The sequence below is a fragment of the Aliirhizobium smilacinae genome, assembly GCF_006335145.1.
Taxonomy (GTDB): domain Bacteria; phylum Pseudomonadota; class Alphaproteobacteria; order Rhizobiales; family Rhizobiaceae; genus Neorhizobium; species Neorhizobium smilacinae.
On sequence record NZ_VDMN01000012.1, the window covers coordinates 1 to 16,098 of the forward strand.

The 16,098-nt window shown below is 59.1% G+C and carries 14 protein-coding genes and 4 pseudogenes; 4 read left to right on the forward strand and 14 right to left on the reverse strand.

The window, feature by feature from the left end:
- Window positions 1-217: 217 nt before the first annotated feature.
- From FHP24_RS29495 to FHP24_RS27560, 12 genes are all read right to left on the reverse strand, one after another.
- Entirely contained in the window at window positions 218-373 is a 156-nt protein-coding gene (locus tag FHP24_RS29495; RefSeq protein ID WP_394344676.1) for a hypothetical protein, read from the reverse strand.
- Window positions 374-479: 106 nt separating this feature from the next.
- Window positions 480-1,178 carry an HpcH/HpaI aldolase family protein gene (locus FHP24_RS27510; protein WP_139679445.1) on the reverse strand — a complete coding sequence of 233 codons (699 nt, stop codon included), beginning with the start codon at window positions 1,176-1,178 and terminating at the stop codon, window positions 480-482.
- A gap of 14 nt (window positions 1,179-1,192) precedes the next feature.
- The gene (locus FHP24_RS27515; RefSeq protein ID WP_139679446.1) at window positions 1,193-1,999 is read right to left on the reverse strand and encodes an SDR family NAD(P)-dependent oxidoreductase; all 807 of its coding nucleotides are present in this window, start codon (window positions 1,997-1,999) and stop codon (window positions 1,193-1,195) included.
- Between the two features lie 9 nt (window positions 2,000-2,008).
- A complete protein-coding gene (locus FHP24_RS27520) occupies window positions 2,009-3,685 on the reverse strand; it encodes a hydantoinase B/oxoprolinase family protein (protein WP_139679447.1) in 1,677 nt (558 codons plus the stop codon).
- Between the two features lie 11 nt (window positions 3,686-3,696).
- On the reverse strand, window positions 3,697-5,760 hold the full coding sequence (locus FHP24_RS27525; protein WP_139679448.1) for a hydantoinase/oxoprolinase family protein: 2,064 nt from the start codon (window positions 5,758-5,760) through the stop codon (window positions 3,697-3,699).
- A gap of 247 nt (window positions 5,761-6,007) precedes the next feature.
- Window positions 6,008-6,946 carry a nitrogen assimilation transcriptional regulator NAC gene (gene nac, locus FHP24_RS27530; protein ID WP_139679449.1) on the reverse strand — a complete coding sequence of 313 codons (939 nt, stop codon included), beginning with the start codon at window positions 6,944-6,946 and terminating at the stop codon, window positions 6,008-6,010.
- A 78-nt stretch (window positions 6,947-7,024) separates the two neighbouring features.
- The gene (locus FHP24_RS27535) at window positions 7,025-8,233 is read right to left on the reverse strand and encodes an aspartate transaminase (RefSeq protein ID WP_139679450.1); all 1,209 of its coding nucleotides are present in this window, start codon (window positions 8,231-8,233) and stop codon (window positions 7,025-7,027) included.
- 36 nt (window positions 8,234-8,269) lie between these two features.
- Entirely contained in the window at window positions 8,270-9,013 is a 744-nt protein-coding gene (locus FHP24_RS27540) for a branched-chain amino acid ABC transporter ATP-binding protein (RefSeq protein WP_139679451.1), read from the reverse strand.
- Window positions 9,003-9,776, reverse strand: coding sequence for an ABC transporter ATP-binding protein (locus FHP24_RS27545; RefSeq protein ID WP_139679452.1), 774 nt, complete (start codon window positions 9,774-9,776; stop codon window positions 9,003-9,005). The genes FHP24_RS27540 and FHP24_RS27545 overlap by 11 nt, the downstream gene beginning before the upstream one ends.
- Window positions 9,773-10,759 (reverse strand): branched-chain amino acid ABC transporter permease, encoded by a 987-nt coding sequence (locus tag FHP24_RS27550; protein ID WP_139679453.1) that lies wholly within the window; start codon window positions 10,757-10,759, stop codon window positions 9,773-9,775. Before FHP24_RS27550 ends, FHP24_RS27545 begins: the two co-directional genes overlap by 4 nt.
- Before the next feature lie 42 nt (window positions 10,760-10,801).
- Complete coding sequence (locus FHP24_RS27555) at window positions 10,802-11,674, reverse strand: branched-chain amino acid ABC transporter permease (RefSeq protein ID WP_139679454.1); 873 nt, start codon at window positions 11,672-11,674, stop codon at window positions 10,802-10,804.
- A gap of 23 nt (window positions 11,675-11,697) precedes the next feature.
- Window positions 11,698-12,885 carry an ABC transporter substrate-binding protein gene (locus FHP24_RS27560; RefSeq protein ID WP_139679455.1) on the reverse strand — a complete coding sequence of 396 codons (1,188 nt, stop codon included), beginning with the start codon at window positions 12,883-12,885 and terminating at the stop codon, window positions 11,698-11,700.
- A gap of 296 nt (window positions 12,886-13,181) precedes the next feature.
- Between FHP24_RS27560 and FHP24_RS27565 the strand changes: the two genes are divergently transcribed.
- Window positions 13,182-13,322 (forward strand): DUF1127 domain-containing protein, encoded by a 141-nt coding sequence (locus FHP24_RS27565; protein WP_139679456.1) that lies wholly within the window; start codon window positions 13,182-13,184, stop codon window positions 13,320-13,322.
- 65 nt (window positions 13,323-13,387) lie between these two features.
- Here FHP24_RS27565 and FHP24_RS27570 read toward each other — a convergent pair whose 3' ends face one another.
- On the reverse strand, window positions 13,388-13,738 hold the full coding sequence (locus FHP24_RS27570) for an ABC transporter substrate-binding protein (RefSeq protein WP_139679457.1): 351 nt from the start codon (window positions 13,736-13,738) through the stop codon (window positions 13,388-13,390).
- Window positions 13,739-13,954: 216 nt separating this feature from the next.
- Between FHP24_RS27570 and FHP24_RS27575 the strand changes: the two are divergent.
- Window positions 13,955-14,313: pseudogene (locus FHP24_RS27575) on the forward strand (FAD-binding oxidoreductase); the annotation flags it as partial.
- 6 nt (window positions 14,314-14,319) lie between these two features.
- Here FHP24_RS27575 and FHP24_RS29295 read toward each other — a convergent pair.
- A pseudogene (locus FHP24_RS29295) lies at window positions 14,320-14,418 on the reverse strand (FAD-linked oxidase C-terminal domain-containing protein); the annotation flags it as partial.
- A 47-nt stretch (window positions 14,419-14,465) separates the two neighbouring features.
- Here FHP24_RS29295 and FHP24_RS27585 point away from each other — a divergent pair.
- Both FHP24_RS27585 and FHP24_RS27590 read left to right on the forward strand, forming a co-directional pair.
- Window positions 14,466-14,726: pseudogene (locus FHP24_RS27585) on the forward strand (acetyl-CoA C-acetyltransferase); the annotation flags it as partial.
- Window positions 14,727-15,063: 337 nt separating this feature from the next.
- Window positions 15,064-15,892, forward strand: a pseudogene (locus tag FHP24_RS27590) (hypothetical protein); the annotation flags it as partial.
- Window positions 15,893-16,098: the final 206 nt, after the last annotated feature.

The following is a 16,098-nucleotide window of genomic DNA, read 5'->3' on the forward strand; positions in this document are numbered from 1 at the left end:
TTCTCATACATGCGCGCGATCACGCGACGTTCGTCAAAACTCAACTGCACAAAGGAGCGGGCCATTCCATCCTCCTGAAACCATGGCCATTATTGTCCTCGTTGCATTTGAAAATGGAATCTGCCCCGCTACACACGCAAGATCGCGTAACATATATTATGGAACAAGCTGATATCCCATAGCCGCCCTGAGCTTGCCGAGATCTGCTAAAGTGCAATCAGAACTCAGCATGCGGCACATCAATCTCGAAACTCAATCCGTCATATGCCGGCTCAACGTGCTCCGGCGTCTCGTTCATCACCGTCTGATAGTCCAACAGCTTGCCGCCAGCATGGAAAGCGAGCGGCAAGTGATTAGGATCGAAGCTCGTCAAAGAGGACGCTGAATCTTCATCGAGCGACTGCGGTCACCGGCGATCTCAAACGCACCAGTGCTCGGTGGTCAGATCGATCGGAGAGGCCGGAAACCATGCTCTATTCTCAGGCCAGCGCGCTTTTGACGGCAGCCAGACCACGCCGCAGGAACGGGTCCGAGTGGACGTAGAAGAATTGCACACCGTTGCTGCGCCAATGCGGGATTTCGTCGAGCGTGGCGAGCGTTCCTGGGATCTTTCCGGCAGCGCGGATCTTGTCGACGGCGACTGCCACCTTGTCCATGACTATATCCGGGCGCGGATCGCCGAATGGCGGAGCCGGCGGGTATCCCATGTCCTGCGACAGGTCGCCAGGACCGATGAAAAAGACGTCGATACCCTCGACCTTGACGATTTCGTCGAGTTCTTCGATGGCATCGACCGTCTCGATCATGGCGATCACCAGACGTTTCTCGTGGTCCGCCGGAATGGCGTACCGGACGGCATCCACGACCGCCCGGGCTTCGTCTGCATTGCTGATCATCGGCACCATGATCCCGTCCGCACCCGCATTCAGATAGCGGATGATCAGCGGCCGTTCGTGCGACTGAGGACGCACAATGGCGGCTCCGCCTGCGCCTCTGACGATCTGACCGACCTCGCGCACGTCCTCGAAGCTCCAGGTGCCGTGTTCGCAGTCGACGAAGACCGCATCGGCGCCCAGTTCCACGAGACGGGCCGAAAGGCCCGAATGCGTGTGGTGTGGCGTGAACATGCTGATGGCTTCACCCGCCGCAAGGCGGGCGCGCAGCTTTGCTCCGTTCATGATTTTCCTCTCCCTTATTTTTTCTTCGGCATGTCCGGCGTATCGGCCGGCGCTCCTACCCAGCGGGCCGTTTCGATATCCGCCGAAGTGTCACGCATGTGAACTGGGCAGATGTGCAGTTCCGGAATGACGGCGCTCTTGCCGAGGCTGGCGCACAGCGTGATCGCGCGTGCTACTTCCAGCGGATCCATCATCACTGCGCGCTCTTCCTTGAGTGGAGGCCGAGCCCGGTTATCCATGATCGGGGTGTTGGTTTCGCCCGGCAGGATTGTCGTCGAGCGTATCCCTTGGTTGCGATAGGTGTTGTGAAGGAAGGTCATGAAATTCTTCACGCCCGCCTTCGCCGCACCATAGGCGACGCCGCCGAGAAGGTTCGGGTTGACGACGGCGAGCGAAGACACGGTGATGATCGTACCGTCCTCGCGCGCGAGCATTCCCGGCAGGACCGCCTGCGTCAGGTTGAACACCGCTGTCAGGTTGACGTTGATCGTCGAGTTCCACTCCTCCTCGCTGATGAAGCGGGCGTTGAGAACCTTGCTCGCCGATCCGGCGTTGTTGACGAGGATGTCGATCGGGCCGACAGCTTCCTCGACCGACTTGACCGTGTCGAAGATGGCCTGGCGGGATTCGATGTCGAGCGAGCGGGCGACCGCCGTGCCCTTCTTCCTCTCGATCAGATCCGCAACCTCGCGAAGAGGGTCGAGGCGGCGCCCCGTCAACACGACGATCGCGCCTTCCTTTGCCAGAAGCATGGCGGTCTCGCGACCGATCCCCGACCCTGCGCCCGTCACGAGAGCGATCTTTCCTTTAAGCAATGCCACAGGTATCTCCTATTCCGCCGCAACCGCGGCAGCGCCAGAGTAACCGAAGATTTCCTTGGCGGCATTCGGCGTGACGAGTCCTTCAGCAAGATCCTGCTCGATAAGTTCGCGGGATCGTTCGCTTGCCTTACCCCAGCCACCGCCGCCGGGCGTGTTTACTTCAAGGCGTTCACCGTTTTTCAGGACGATCTTGCCCTTCGGAAAATGCGGGTTGCCTTCCTTGATAACCTTGCCTGCGGAACCGCTCTGCCCTTCGACCACGCCGAAGCACGGATGACGGACGCGTTCGGAGGCAAGATAGATGTTCATCGGTGTGCGGCCGAGATTGCGCAGGATGACGCGCTGGCCGAGACCACCGCGGTGCTTGCCCGCGCCGCCAGAGTCCGCGATCAGTTCCTTGCGTTCCATGAGGGCAGGAACCGCGACCTCGAACATCTCGACGGCCGTGACCTTGCAGTTGGACGGGAAGCTGAGCGTATCGAGGCCGTCGAACTCAGAGCGAGCCCCCTGCCCGCCGTGGAAGTTCTGAACGGACGAATACTGGCTACCGTCGTTGCGCTGGCCGACGCAGTTGGCAGCCCAGATTGGTGCACCACCGCTGTCGCCGAGCACCTTTTCAGGGACGATGCCTTCCAGCGCCTTGAAGATCAGCGACGGGATGACGTGACCGATCAGGTTACGAGAGTTGCCAGCGGTCCATTCCTCGGGATTGAGGATACATCCGAGTGGTGCCTCGTCCGTGATCGGGATGATGCAGCCTTCGTTGTTCGGTGTCTCGGAATCCAGCAGGCATTTCAGCGCGTAGACCGAATGCGCGTAGCGATAGTTCGTGCGGCAGTTGATCGAGTGAAGAACCTGATCGGAGGTTCCCGTGTAGTCGACATGGACGGAATCGTCCCTGACGTGAACCGTCGCCTTCAACGTCACATCGACATCGTAGCCATCCAGCAGAACCTCGGCGCCGTATGCGCCGTTCGGCCATTCGCGGATCGCCTTGCGGGTCTGCGCTTCCGAACGAGAATGGATCGCCTCCGCCAAACCTTCCACGTCGTCGAGACCGTATTCGTCGAGGAACTTGACGAGTTCGCGACCCATGACGTTGTTGGCTGCGATCATGGATTCCAGGTCGCCCCGCACTTCGACAGGCATGCGGACCGATGCTTCGATGATGTCGAAGATGTCGTCGTTGGGAACGCCCTTCTTGAGCAGCTTGACGATCGGGAAGCGGATGCCTTCGGCGAAGATATCGCTGGCTTCTGAATGCAGCGGCGCGCCGCCGATATCGGGAAGATGCGCAATCGAGCCCGCATAGGCCACGACCTTGCCGTTCTTGAAGATCGGCGTGATCATCGTTACGTCCGGCAGGTGGCCCGTACCGATTTCCGGGTCGTTCGTCGCCAGCACGTCACCTTCCTCAAGCCTTTCGGCCGGGAATTTGGGCAGGAAATATTTCTGGGCAGCCGCCGGAAGCGAAGTGATGAACACCGGGATGGACCAGGTGCACTGCGCAAGCGCCTGCCCCTTGGCATCGAGAAGAACGGTCACGTAGTCGTGGTTTTCGCGAACGATCGGCGAGAATGCGGTCTTCCCGAGAACATTGTCAGCCTGGTCCGCGATGAACACGAGACGGTTCCACATGACCTGGAGATTGATCGGATCGTTGAAATCTGTTGCGGGTTTCGACATCTGGACGCCCCTTAGAGAATGTTGATCACGAGGTTGCCGTGGCCATCGACGTGGAACACGCCGCTTGGGCCGACGACCGCCGTCGATTCACGCTGTTCGACGATGGCAGGTCCCTTGACCGCTTCGCCGACCGGCAGCTTGTAGTGATCGTAGACCGTCGTCTCGACATAGCCGTTAATCTCCTGGAAGTAGACCTGACGGCTTCCCTTGCTTGCATCGGCGACGACTACGTCATGTGGCCGTGTGACCTGATCCTTCTCGCCGCTGGCGCGGAGCCTCCAGGTGATGACTTCTAGAGGTGCAGCGACTGTGCGACCAAACAGTTCCTGGTAGAGCTTGAAAAATCTTGCCTTGAGTTCTCCGAGGAACTCTTCCTTCGACAGGCTGCGATCCGGCAGGACGACGGTTATCTCGTGACCCTGACCGACATGGCGCATGTCGACCGTATAGCGGTTGGTGATGGTCTCCTTTGGCACGCCAGCCGCAGACACGACCTCGGCGCCCTGCCCCGATAGATCGTCGAGCAGACGGTTCATGGCGTCGAGATCCCAGTTATCGATCGCCATCGGATAGCTTGCCGACAGATCGACGGCGACCGGAGCAATCAGAAGACCGATTGCCGAAGATACGCCGGCTCCAGTCGGGCAGATCACGCGGGAGATGCCGAGCTTGAGGGCGATGCCGTAGGCATGAACTGGACCCGCACCACCGAAGGCCACCATCGGCAGCGAGCGCGGATCGACGCCGAGATCCGTGGCATGCATGGCGGCAGCCTTGCTCATGGACTCGTTGACGAGGTCGTGGATACCCCAGGCGCAGCGTTCGACGGAGACATCAAGCGCCGTCGCGAGCTTCGACATTGCCTCGTGCGCCGCATCCTTGGAGACCTTGAAGGAGCCGCCGACGAACGATTCGGTACCCATGTAGCCGAGAAGGATGTCGGCATCGGTCACGGTCGGCTGCGTGCCGCCTCGCTGGTAGGCCGCTGGCCCCGGCATTGCGCCTGCCGAATGCGGGCCGACATCGAGCAGGCCGAGCGGGTTTTTGGCGGCGATCGATCCACCACCTGCGCCAATTTCGATCATCTGGATCGACTGGATCTTCAACGGGAAGCCCGAGCCCTTGCGGAAACGCTGATAGTGGGCAACTTCGAGATCCGTACCGACATTCGGTTCGCCGTTGGGGATCAGGCAAAGCTTGGCGGTCGTACCGCCCATATCGAAGGAGAGGACGCTATCTTCTCCGGCCGTGCGACCAAATTCGGCAGCGGCCACGGCACCTGCGGCCGGACCGGATTCGATCAGGCGCACCGGAAGCTCGGCGGCGCGACGGCTCGGAACAAGGCCACCGGAAGACGTCATCCAGAGAACCTGGCGATCGATGCCCTTCTCGGCAAACTCGCGCTCCAGATGCGCGACGTGGCCGGCCATCTGTGGACGGGTATAAGCGTTGACGACCGTTGTGGACGCGCGATCGAACTCGCGCATCTCCGGGCATACTTCCGACGAGAGCGAAACGAAGATGTCCGGGGTTTCCTCGCGCAGAAGAGCGGCAACACGCTTTTCGTGCTGGGGATATTTATAGGCGTGTAGAAGGCAGACGGCGACGGAGCGGATGCCTTTCTCCTTCAGGCGGCCGGCGATCTCGCGAACTGTCTCTTCCCTGAGCTCGGTGATCACTTCGCCGTCGGCGGCGATGCGCTCTTCGGCGCCATAGCTATTCTGGCGGGTAACCAGCGGATCGGGATACTTGATGTTCAGATCGTAGAGATCGTAACGGCCCTCGTTACGGATCCGCAGCATGTCCTGGAAACCGTCCGTGGTGACGAAGCCCGTCTCCACGCCCTTTCGCTCCAGAACCGCGTTCGTGACGACGGTCGTTGCGCCGAGCACCTGTAACCCATCAATGGAGATCGTCGCGGCATGCTTTTCCAGAAGCTCGGAGACGCCCTGAACGACGGCCTCTGCCGGATTCTTCGGGGTGCTCAGAACCTTGTGAAGATGAAGTTCGCCGCTGTCATCGAGCAGTGCGAAGTCGGTGAAAGTACCGCCAGTATCGAAAGCCAGTTTTGCCATTGTTTCCCTCGGAGCGACCTTTGCAGCTTTGGCGCTGCTTTGCGGACCCATTGGCCAGGCCCGTTCACTGGAGAGAGGTTAGGAGAGTTCGGCTTTGGTTGGCCAACACAACTACAGTCTGCCGCCATAGGGTTTGCTTATGACAATGGGGCGACCTGACATCAGTGTTCGACCGGGTCTAAAGATCAGTCCGACATCCGTGCATGTCAGTAGTGGACCTGCAGGCGTGTCGTAAGCCCTTAGCCATTTAAACCGCCCGGATACCCGGATGCTGGCCATTCTGCATTTTCGCAACGATGTCGAGAAGGACGGACCGCGCCGCCAGTGCAGGTTCCGACAATGGCAGGTGATCGGAGATACAGAGCGAAACGGTAGCGTCGATAACAGGCTTATTCAAAGGATGCAGTTGTGCGCCTCGGAAGCTAGCCGTCTCCAGAACGACGGAGGCCGGAAGGATCGTTGATCCGAGGCCGTCGAGAACAGCTGCAGCGAGCGCCGGGACGGATTCCACCTCCGAAATGACTTCAGGCTTCGACCGGGCTCGCCCGAGCGCGTCATCGATGAGCCGCCGCAGGAAATGCGACTTGCTCGGCAGCAGCATCGGTAGAGCATCAAGTGCGGACAATGGAAGCGTGTTACCCGCTTTGTCGGGCAGCTCCATATCTGCCGGAGAGACTAGGAACATTTCCTCGCGGAACAGCGGTTGCAGGGTGACCCCCTTGATCGGATCCGACGTGTAGATGAGCGCCATGTCCATCTTGCCCGTCATGATCAATTCGCTGAGGATATGCCCAAAACTGTCGTTGATATGAACGGTGATATGAGGATACCGCGCCCTCATCTCCTTGATGAGAGGTAGAGAAAGCGCGCTGGACGACGAATACGTCGCCAGCCCGATCGACACACGCCCGGACACAGAGCGACTTGACTGCTCGATATCTGTCTGCGTCTGCTCGATCTGCTTGAGCATGATCTGGGCGTGACGGTAAAGGACGAGGCCTGCCTCGGTCGGGGTGATGCCAACATTGCTGCGAATCAGGAGCTGGTGCTTGAAATGCTGTTCGAGCGAAGCGATCTGCTGCGACAATGCGGGCTGGGCGACACGCAGGATACTGGCGGCGCGCGACACGCTTCCAGTATCGATGATCTTGACGAAGCTTTTGAGTTTCTTGAAGTCTACGCTCATTGTTCCCCGCTTTTTTTGCGGAGACCCTAAGACGGCGGGGCGGACCTTAGCAAGCCCTCCCCGCCTTTTAGATGCAGTCTACGACAGAGCCGCGGCTGCCTGCTCGATGCGGTTACACGCATCCTCGATCACTTTCATCGACGTTGCGAACGAGATCCGGAAATAGGGAGACAGGCCATACGCAGCGCCCTGGAGCGCCGCCACCCCAACGCCGTCGAGGAGATAGAGTACAAAATCGAGATCGTTCTCGATGATCTTCCCATCCGGCGTCTTCTTGCCGATCACGCCGGCGCAGCTCGGGTAGAGATAGAAAGCACCGTCGGGCACCATGCAGGACAGCCCCGGAATAGCGTTCAGGCGGGCACAGGTATAGTCGCGTCGCTGCTTGTAAACCGCGACGCTTTCCGAGACGAATTTCTGGTCATTGGCGAGCGCATGTGCAGCTGCCGCCTGGCTAACCGACGACGGGCAGGACGACATCTGCGATTGCAGCTTGTTGATGGCGGCGATAAGCGCGCCCGGTCCCGCTCCGTAGCCAATGCGCCATCCTGTCATGGCATACGACTTCGACACACCGTTGGTCAGCAGGACCCGATCCTTGAGTTCAGGCACGACCGCCACGAGGGTCTTCATCGGCTCGTCCCTGAACCAGACTTGGTCGTAGATATCGTCCGACAGAACCATCACATGCGGATGGCGCAGAAGAACCTTACCGATCGCCTTCAGTTCCGCCTCGTCATAGGCGGCACCGGTCGGGTTGGAAGGAGCATTGAGAATAAGCCATAACGTCTTCGGCGTGATTGCTCTTTCCAGCGCTTCTGCCGTGAGCTTGAACCCGACCTCTTCCGGGCAAGCCACGATGACAGGTGTGCCCTCGTTTGCAATCACCATATCGGGATAGGACACCCAGTATGGCGCCGGAATGATGACCTCGGCGCCGTTCTCGACGCTTGCCATGAGCGCCAGGAACAGGATTTGTTTTGCTCCGCCACCGACGCAGATCTCGTTGTCGGCGTATTGGATGCCGACACGTTTTGCGAAATCACCGATAATGGCCTTGCGCAATGCAGGCGTGCCGTTGACGGAGGTATATTTGGTTTCACCACGGTCGATCGCCGCGTGCGCAGCGGCCTTGACGTCTTCCGGCGTATCGAAATCGGGCTCGCCCACGGTCAGGTCGGCGATGTCACGACCTGCTGCCTTCAGTTCCCGGGCTCGAGCGGCGGCCGCCGTGCTCGGAGAAACCTTGATCCTGGACACGCGGGATGCTGGCACGAAAGTGCTCATCGGTATTTCCTCGAATTGCTGTATGCTGAAACGTCGTCAGTGCGCGGCTTCAAGCTCGCCGCGCATCTTTCCTGTGAGGAACAGCTCGCCGAGCTCGTCATGGGTGATGTCCTCGGGGGTGCCATCCCAGATGACCTTGCCCAGACGAAGGATTACAGCTCGTTGGGCTACTTCCATCGCTTTCTTCGTGTTCTGCTCGACGAGCAGGATTGTCATTCCGTCAGCGTGCAAGCGCAGCAGCTCGTCGAAGACAATCCCAATAGCGGCTGGCGACAGGCCGACAGACGGTTCGTCGACCAGCAGGACCTTCGGACGTTGCAGGACGGCCATGGCGACTTCGAGCAGTTGCTGCTCACCGCCGGACATGTTTCCCGCGAGCGTCGAACGACGTGTCTTGAGGATCGGGAAGAGATCGTAGACATAGTCACGGTCCGCCTTCACCTTCGCGTCGCGGATTGTGTAGGCGGCCATCTGGAGATTTTCGTCGACAGTCATGACCGGAAAGTTGCAGCGCCCCTGCGGAACGAAAGAAATGCCCTCGCCCAGGATCGCCCGCGACTTGGAGGCGGCGATATCCTCGCCACGCCAGTCGATGCTCCCTTCCTTGACCGTAGTCATACCGTAGAGCGTCTTGAGAAGCGTCGACTTGCCCGCTCCGTTCGGCCCCATGAGCGCCACGAACTGCCCGGCTGGAATGTCAAGATCGACGCCATTGAGGATGTCGAGATTGCCATAGCCTGCGCGCAGGCCCTTGATCGAAAGATTGCTGTCAGCCACCAAGATAGGCCTCCCTTACGCGCTGATCCTGAATGATGTCGTGCGGCAGACCCTCTACGAGCTTCGCGCCCTGATCGAGAACGACGACGCGCTGGCAGATGCTGGTCACCACGTCGATGTTGTGCTCGATGACGAGGAAGCTCACGCCGAGCGACTTGTTCGCATACTGGATGGTGTCGACAACGCGCTCGATGATCTTCGGGTTGATGCCTGCCATCGGCTCGTCGAGCAGTATCAGTTTCGGTTCCGGCATGAGCATGGATGCGAACTGGATGAGTTTCTGCTGGCCACCGGACAGGTTGCCCGCAGGCTGATGCCGGACATCCCACAGGCCTGCCATCTTGATCAGTTCCCGCGCCCGCTCCCGCAGAGCGGCGATGCGGCTGCGAGACAGCTTGCCCAAACCAAAGGTAGACGCCAGCGTCGGAAAGGTGAACATCTGGCCCGCGATGATCAGGTTCTCTTCCACGTCGAGCGCCTTGAACGTGACCGTCTTCTGGAAGGACCGAAGCATTCGCCCCTCGCGGGCGATGCGGTTCAGGGACCATCCCGTTATATCCTGACCGTCGAGGACGACCTTGCCCGTATCTGGACGCGCAAGACCGGTACTGCAGTCGAAGAAGGTGGACTTGCCGGATCCGTTCGGGCCGATCAGCCCGGCGATCTCGCCGCGGTTGATGTGCATGCTGACATCGTTGACGGCCTTCACGGCACCATAGGACTTGCTAAGGTTCTTGATCTCGAGGATTGGAAGGTGCGCGTTCATTTCGAACCTCCGATCGCATTCCAGAAGCGGTTGATCAGAGGAGCAAAGCCCTTTTTGAACCAAAACACGAGGACGAGAAGGCAGAAACCGTAAGCGATCATGCGCACTTCAGGGGCGACACGCAGGGCTTCCGTTAGCCCGACGAACAGGAGACTGCCGAATACTGTTCCGGAGATCATTCCCGCGCCGCCACCCAGCACGATGATGAGCATCGTCGTGGAGTAGTACATCTGGAACGTCAGCGGGCTAACGACGGTGAGGTAGTGGGCGTAGAGGCTGCCACCGACTCCGGCGAACGCGGCGCTGATCATGAAGACGATCAGCTTGTAGCGCCAGGTCGGGACACCAAGGGATTCCGCCAGAGTCTCGTTTTCACGGATGGCGACCATGTTGCGTCCTGCCGGCGATCGTACAATCGCCCAGGCTGCAAGGGTTCCAAGCGCAGCAACGGCTAGGGCAAGATAATAGAAGCTGGTCGTGCCGGTGACCGTGAAGGAAAGCGGACCGAGTTCAAAGTAGGGTTTGGGAATGCCGGACAGGCCCATGTCGCCACGAGTGACCGAGATCCAGTTCTTGGCGATTGCCTGGCCGATGATGACGAAGCCGAGCGTACACATCACAAACGAGGTAGCGCGCAACCTCAGGGCGGGAATGCCAAGAGGAAGAGCCAGAAGGCCTGACACGAGCCCCGCCGCCAGCAGGTTCACGTAGAACGGCGTGTCGTAATGAACAGCCAGGAGGCCTGCCGTATACGCGCCGATACCGAAGAAGGCAGCCTGCGCGAGCGACAGAAGCCCAGTGTAGCCGACCAGCAGGTTCAGACCGTGGGCGGGAAGCATGAAGATCAGAGCAATGATCAGCGAGTGGGTGACGTAGCGCGTTCCAATGAACGGTGCTGCGAGCGCCGCCACGACCAGGATTGCGGCAAGCGGGATGCGCAGATCGCGGCGCCGTGCCTGTGGTGCGGTGTCAGTGAGAGACATGTAAGGTCCTCGGAGTTCGAGAGGGTTCGGCGGGCGCGGCTTCTAAAAGCGCGCCTGCGTCGAAAACAGGCCGTGCGGACGCCACATCAGCATCAGGATCAGCGTCGCGAAGCCAACGGTGTCGCGGTACTGCAGGCCGATGTAGGTAGCGACGAGGCTCTCGGCGATGCCGAGGATCATGGCAGCGACGAACGTGCCGCGCACGTTACCGAGACCGCCCATGATGATGATCGGCAGCGTCTTGAACGTGATGAGTTCCCCCATTCCGCCATAGACGCTGACATTCACCGGAGCAGTCAGCACACCGGAGAGAGCTGCAAGCGCCGCACCGAGAACGAAAGTGCGCAACACCACCTGAGGAACATCGATGCCGACGACACCACAGCATTCCACGTTCTGCGAGACGGCACGCATTGCCATTCCGAGACGGCTGTAGGTAACCATCAGCTCCAGACCGACGAAAACCAGCAGGCAGACGACGAGAATGATGATGCGCTGCTCGGCAAGCGTGAAGCCAAGGATCGAGACAGGTTCGATATACCCCCCTGAGAAGAACTTGTAGCCACCGCCAAAGACGAAGATCACGGTGTTCTGCAGAATGAGTGCGACACCGAGGGTGGCGAGCACGCCGGACTCCGCCGGCGCCCCCACCATTCGGCGCATGACCAACTGGCCGACCACGTAAGCCACGACCACGGTCGACAGAACGCCGACCACGATCGATGCCTCGTAGGAAAGACCCAGATAGTCGGTGGCGAACCACGCCCCGAACGTGCCGAGCATGTAGTATTCGCCATGAGCGAAGTTGATAGCTCTCAGCACACCGAAGATCATGGTCATGCCGACGGCGACGATAGCGTAAACGGAACCTGTGACGATGCCGTTCACCACCTGCTCGAGAAGAGTCGAGAACATGGTTGTACCCCTTCAGGTCTGGATCAGTTCGCGGGGTACTGGATTTCGGCGGTGTAGGCACCCTTGATGCTCGGCTTACCGTTCTCGATCTGAAGAAGGATCATCGGCAGCCGGGCCTGGTTGTGGTCGTCGAACGTGACGTCACCGACAGGGCTCTTGTACTTGATCTTGGAGAGGGCCTCGCGCACGGCTTCCTTGTCGGCGCTTCCGGCTTCCTTGATCGCCTGGGCGAGCAGGTTCACGGTATCCCAGTGAACGTAGGCGTGATTGTTCGGAGCCTCGTTGTAGGCTGCTGTGAATTTCTCGACAAATGCCTTGCTGGCGGGAGAGTCATACTGCGGCAGCCAGGCGGCGGCTTCGATGGCACCCTCCATGGCCTTCGGTGCGGCCTTGATGGTCTTCTCGGTGTTGAATTCACCGTTGCCGATCAGCGTGACCTTGCCTGCAAGGCCAAGTTCCAGGATCTGACGCGCGATGATCGGGGTGGTATCGGCGAGACCGTACATGATGATCGCCTGGGCGCCATTGTCGCGGATCTTGGCGAGCACGCTGCGGAAGTCAACTTCGCCTTCCTTGTAGTAATCCTCGCTCAGGATCTCGCCCTTGAAATCCGGCAGATACTTCTTGGTGAAGGTGACGGCTGAGCGACCATAGTCACTATCGACGGACAGGACGGCGAACTTGGTGAAACCACGTTGTTCGGCCGCGTATTTGGCTACGACGAGCGCGCGGTTTTCATCGGTCGGATAGTTGCGGTAAGTCCATTTGAAGCCACCAACACCAGCCTGATAGGTGATCTTCGGGTTCGATGAGGCAGCGTTCAGCAGCAGGACTTCCGCATCTTCGGCGACTGGCTGCATCGCGAGCGTCACCGAGCTCGAAACGTCGCCGATGATGAAGCTGACTTCATCCTGGTCGATCAGGCGGCGCGTGGCCGATACGCCCTCGACCGGGGTTCCCTGGCTGTCGGCGTTGAAGAGTTCGATTTTCATGCCGTTGATGCCGCCGGCGTCGTTGATATCCTTCACGGCAAGCTCAGCGCCGTGCATGGAGAAACCGCCGTAACGCGCATTGGGGCCGCTCATCGGAGCGACAATGCCAAGCTTGATGGTTTCGGCGGCATTGACCGTCGTCATCGACCCAGCACCGATGGTTGTTGATACCACTGCTGCGGAAACCAGAAGAAACCTGCGTGTGATTGTACGTGTCATGTTCCCACTCCGTTTTTCGGATATATTTTTCCGGCCCTCGGGCCGGGCGCCTCCTGCCGCTGATGCGGTTCTTATTGATTAACTTTCTGCTAATCTTTCAGCCAGAGTAGGTTGATGTCTGGACCTTTGGCCAACACAACTCCTTTCTGCCGCTATAGCGTTTCCTTATGCCGGGAAACTCGACCCCAAACCACCCTCAGACATCTGAAATTTGCATGCCTTCCATGCAGGCAAATGCCTGTATTTTCTCCGGCTGAATGCTCATGTATTAAGCATTTAGATGAAGGAAAGAACACATGAGACTGCAGGACACCGTAAAGGCCTATATCCGTACCCGCCGCGCCATTGCCGAACTGCGCGCTCTCGACGACGCCCGCCTGTCGGACCTTGGCGTCAGCCGCTCGCATATCCGCGCAGCAGTCGAAGGCCGCCTCTGAGAATATCGGAGGCAGCCCTCGATGATCTTCTGACAAGCAAGCCACCCGCCTAGCGGGAGCAACGATTACTTCGGGTAGGTGATGTCGCCCGTCACATTGCCGCGGGCTTCAATTTTACCCTCGGCAATCTCGAGAAGGATGATCGGGAGCTTTGCCTGGTTGTGATCGTCAAACTGGACCGATCCTACAGCGCTTTCATACTTTATGGTCTTGAGTGCGTCGCGCACGGCCTCCGGCTCGCTGCTCTTTGCCGCCTTGATCGCTTCTGCCAGGAGATGCATGCTTTCCCAATGGGAGTAAGCATGGTTGTTGGGCTCTTCGCCGCCATATTCCTTCTTGTAGTTACCAACGAAGTTCAGGCTCCGTTCGGTCTGCAGGCTTGGTAGCCAGAAGATTGCCTGGATCGCGCCTTCCATCGCCTTACCTGCCCTTCCACGACCGTCACCTCAAAGGTGACAAACTGGTTGCCTGAGGTCATCGCCCGCCGCGAAGGTCGCATGATTTGCATCCAATAAATATTTGATCGGGATTTTCGCATGTCTCTTTCTCCAGCGCTGAGCAATCGTTTTGGCGACCGTTATTCGACGTCGCAGCCCCTGCGTGAACAGCATGGCCGTGGCGAATCCCATCACATGCCGGCCATCCCGGATGCGGTCGTTTTTGCTCAGACGACCGAAGACGTTGCGGAGATCGTGCGGCTATGTGCTGCCGAAAGCATTCCCGTCGCGCGCATGGAACTGATGGACCGCGGATTGATCAATGCCGTCAACGCCTATTCCAACTTCTCGCGGAAGACAGAGGATACGCTCGCCTTCGAATTTCACGGCTCTCCGGTAGGCGTGCAGGAACAGGTCGGAAATGGTCGCCATCGTCGAGGAAAACGGCAGTCGAGACTTCGAATGGGCGAACGCCGCGGAGGAGCAACCGTCTCTGGAAGGCCCGCCACAACGCCTTTTATGCGGTCGTCTCTCAGCGTGAGAACGCCAAGGGCGGTCTTCGCCGCGACTTCGTCGAGTTCGGTCTGATTGTTCGGATCGACGGCGAAAACGACGTGATAATTGCCATCTCCGACATGTCCGATAATTGCCGCCGGAACAAACCGGCGCGCTGGTCGGCTCTTCGGGCGCCATCCTCTCCTACATCAGGGCTGGCTGGAGCATCGACGATCTCGACCTGATCGAGGCATTCGCCCCACAGGCGGTGTCGGTCAACAGGGATCTCGGCTGGGACCCGGTCAATGTCAACGGCGGTGCGATCGCCATCGGCCATCTCATCGGCGCATCCCGTGCGCGTGTTCTGGTAACGCTTCTGCATGCGCTCAAAGCCCGCAACGCAACGAAGGGCATCGCAACGCTCTGCATCGGCGGCGGAATGGGCATAGCTCTGTGCGTCGAAAGCCTCTAGTATGGTCGATAACGGCCTGAAGTACCGACACCACGGGGTACTCCCGTGGTCGGACTAGTGAAAAACTCTTTGGTCTTAAAAGGATTAGAATTTAGATCCGCAATTTGTACAACAAAGCCTTCAAAAGGCTGACCCGGCGTTCAGCCAGATCGTTCATCGCTGACGGGAGCTTGTTGCGACCCCATTTTTGATGAGCCTCGCCGCCATCGGCATGCTGGTGGTCTATCAATATACGCCGGTCCTTCGGCTCTGTCGGAGCGAACAAGGAGCATGGAGATGCTTCTTGCTAAACGGCTGGCTCAACATGACGCCCACCAGTCCGGGCTGGGGGCCGTTGTTCGCACGTCACCAGGCGAGCCATCAACGCGTCATGCCTGTTCATCGCGACCCGTTCGAGCCGATCATGTGTGTCCTCGAGGCCGATAGTCCACTGGCGGAATATCGGAAGATCACAGATGAGATCGTGAGACGTATGCCGGATGAAAGCCGATATCCGCGGCCGGCGGCCGAAGCTGTCAGGTCCTTCCTTCTCCTCCGACTTGGCCTCAGACAAAAGAACCTCCGTCAACTGCGTGTCTGCCCGCGCGGACACTATCCGACATCGGAACGCCGGCTTGAGGACCTGAAATGCGGCGAGCTGCGCTGGAGTGATCGCGATCATGGGTGGGAGGTCCTTATCCCATCGGTCGCATTCAAGAACTCTGGCTCCTCATTCTTCGGAAAGAGGCCGTTCCGGCTGATCCTGCCTGACTTGCTCGACCTCTACAAATACCTCGACGCTTATATCGAAAAGCCGTGGAGTTCTGCTCGGCGGAGCCAAAGATCCCGGAACCCTGTTCGTCAAGACGGTGAAGACGACCAGCATCGATGCAGCCCACAACTCGACCACATTCTACGAGGCTTGGCGGACCGTCATCCAACGCTATGGAATTTATAACCCTGACACCGGGCGAGGCGCGATAAGAGACTTGCTTCCGCACGGTCCGCATAACCTGCGGGGCATTCTCGCGACGAATATTCTGAAGCAGACCAGATCCTACGAGCAGGCGAGCTACGCCATTCAGGATACACCTGATGTCGTGCAACAGCACTATGGTCGCTTCCTACCGCCAGACAAGGCCGCACCGGCCGCCAAGATCCCCGATCAGGTTTGGGAAGCTGCGTAAGATCGGATGAGATGCTCGGCCCGGACGCCTTTACCATACTGCATCTGGGCCGGGCATCTTCGTCCCGCTCTTGATTAGGGCCGAACCTGCGTCCCTGCTATTCCAATTTCCAATTGCGTGAGATTCTCCGCCTGCGGAAGTCTTTCGTAAGAAACTGCTCGCTCAGATGCGGGACGCAGGTTAGCTTGGAACGCCACGCAGGTCGC

What these genes read in the sequence shown, in the direction of transcription:
- FHP24_RS27535 (WP_139679450.1), bottom strand. Translation starts at nt 8,233, where the DNA reads ATGAGCACTTTCGTGCCAGCATCCCGCGTGTCCAGGATCAAGGTTTCT.
- FHP24_RS27545 (WP_139679452.1), bottom strand. Translation starts at nt 9,776, where the DNA reads ATGAACGCGCACCTTCCAATCCTCGAGATCAAGAACCTTAGCAAGTCC.
- FHP24_RS27510 (WP_139679445.1), bottom strand. Translation starts at nt 1,178, where the DNA reads ATGAACGGAGCAAAGCTGCGCGCCCGCCTTGCGGCGGGTGAAGCCATC.
- FHP24_RS27560 (WP_139679455.1), bottom strand. Translation starts at nt 12,885, where the DNA reads ATGACACGTACAATCACACGCAGGTTTCTTCTGGTTTCCGCAGCAGTG.
- nac (WP_139679449.1), bottom strand. Translation starts at nt 6,946, where the DNA reads ATGAGCGTAGACTTCAAGAAACTCAAAAGCTTCGTCAAGATCATCGAT.
- FHP24_RS27565 (WP_139679456.1), top strand. Translation starts at nt 13,182, where the DNA reads ATGAGACTGCAGGACACCGTAAAGGCCTATATCCGTACCCGCCGCGCC.
- FHP24_RS27550 (WP_139679453.1), bottom strand. Translation starts at nt 10,759, where the DNA reads ATGTCTCTCACTGACACCGCACCACAGGCACGGCGCCGCGATCTGCGC.
- FHP24_RS27520 (WP_139679447.1), bottom strand. Translation starts at nt 3,685, where the DNA reads ATGTCGAAACCCGCAACAGATTTCAACGATCCGATCAATCTCCAGGTC.
- FHP24_RS27525 (WP_139679448.1), bottom strand. Translation starts at nt 5,760, where the DNA reads ATGGCAAAACTGGCTTTCGATACTGGCGGTACTTTCACCGACTTCGCA.
- FHP24_RS27570 (WP_139679457.1), bottom strand. Translation starts at nt 13,738, where the DNA reads ATGGAAGGCGCGATCCAGGCAATCTTCTGGCTACCAAGCCTGCAGACC.
- FHP24_RS27555 (WP_139679454.1), bottom strand. Translation starts at nt 11,674, where the DNA reads ATGTTCTCGACTCTTCTCGAGCAGGTGGTGAACGGCATCGTCACAGGT.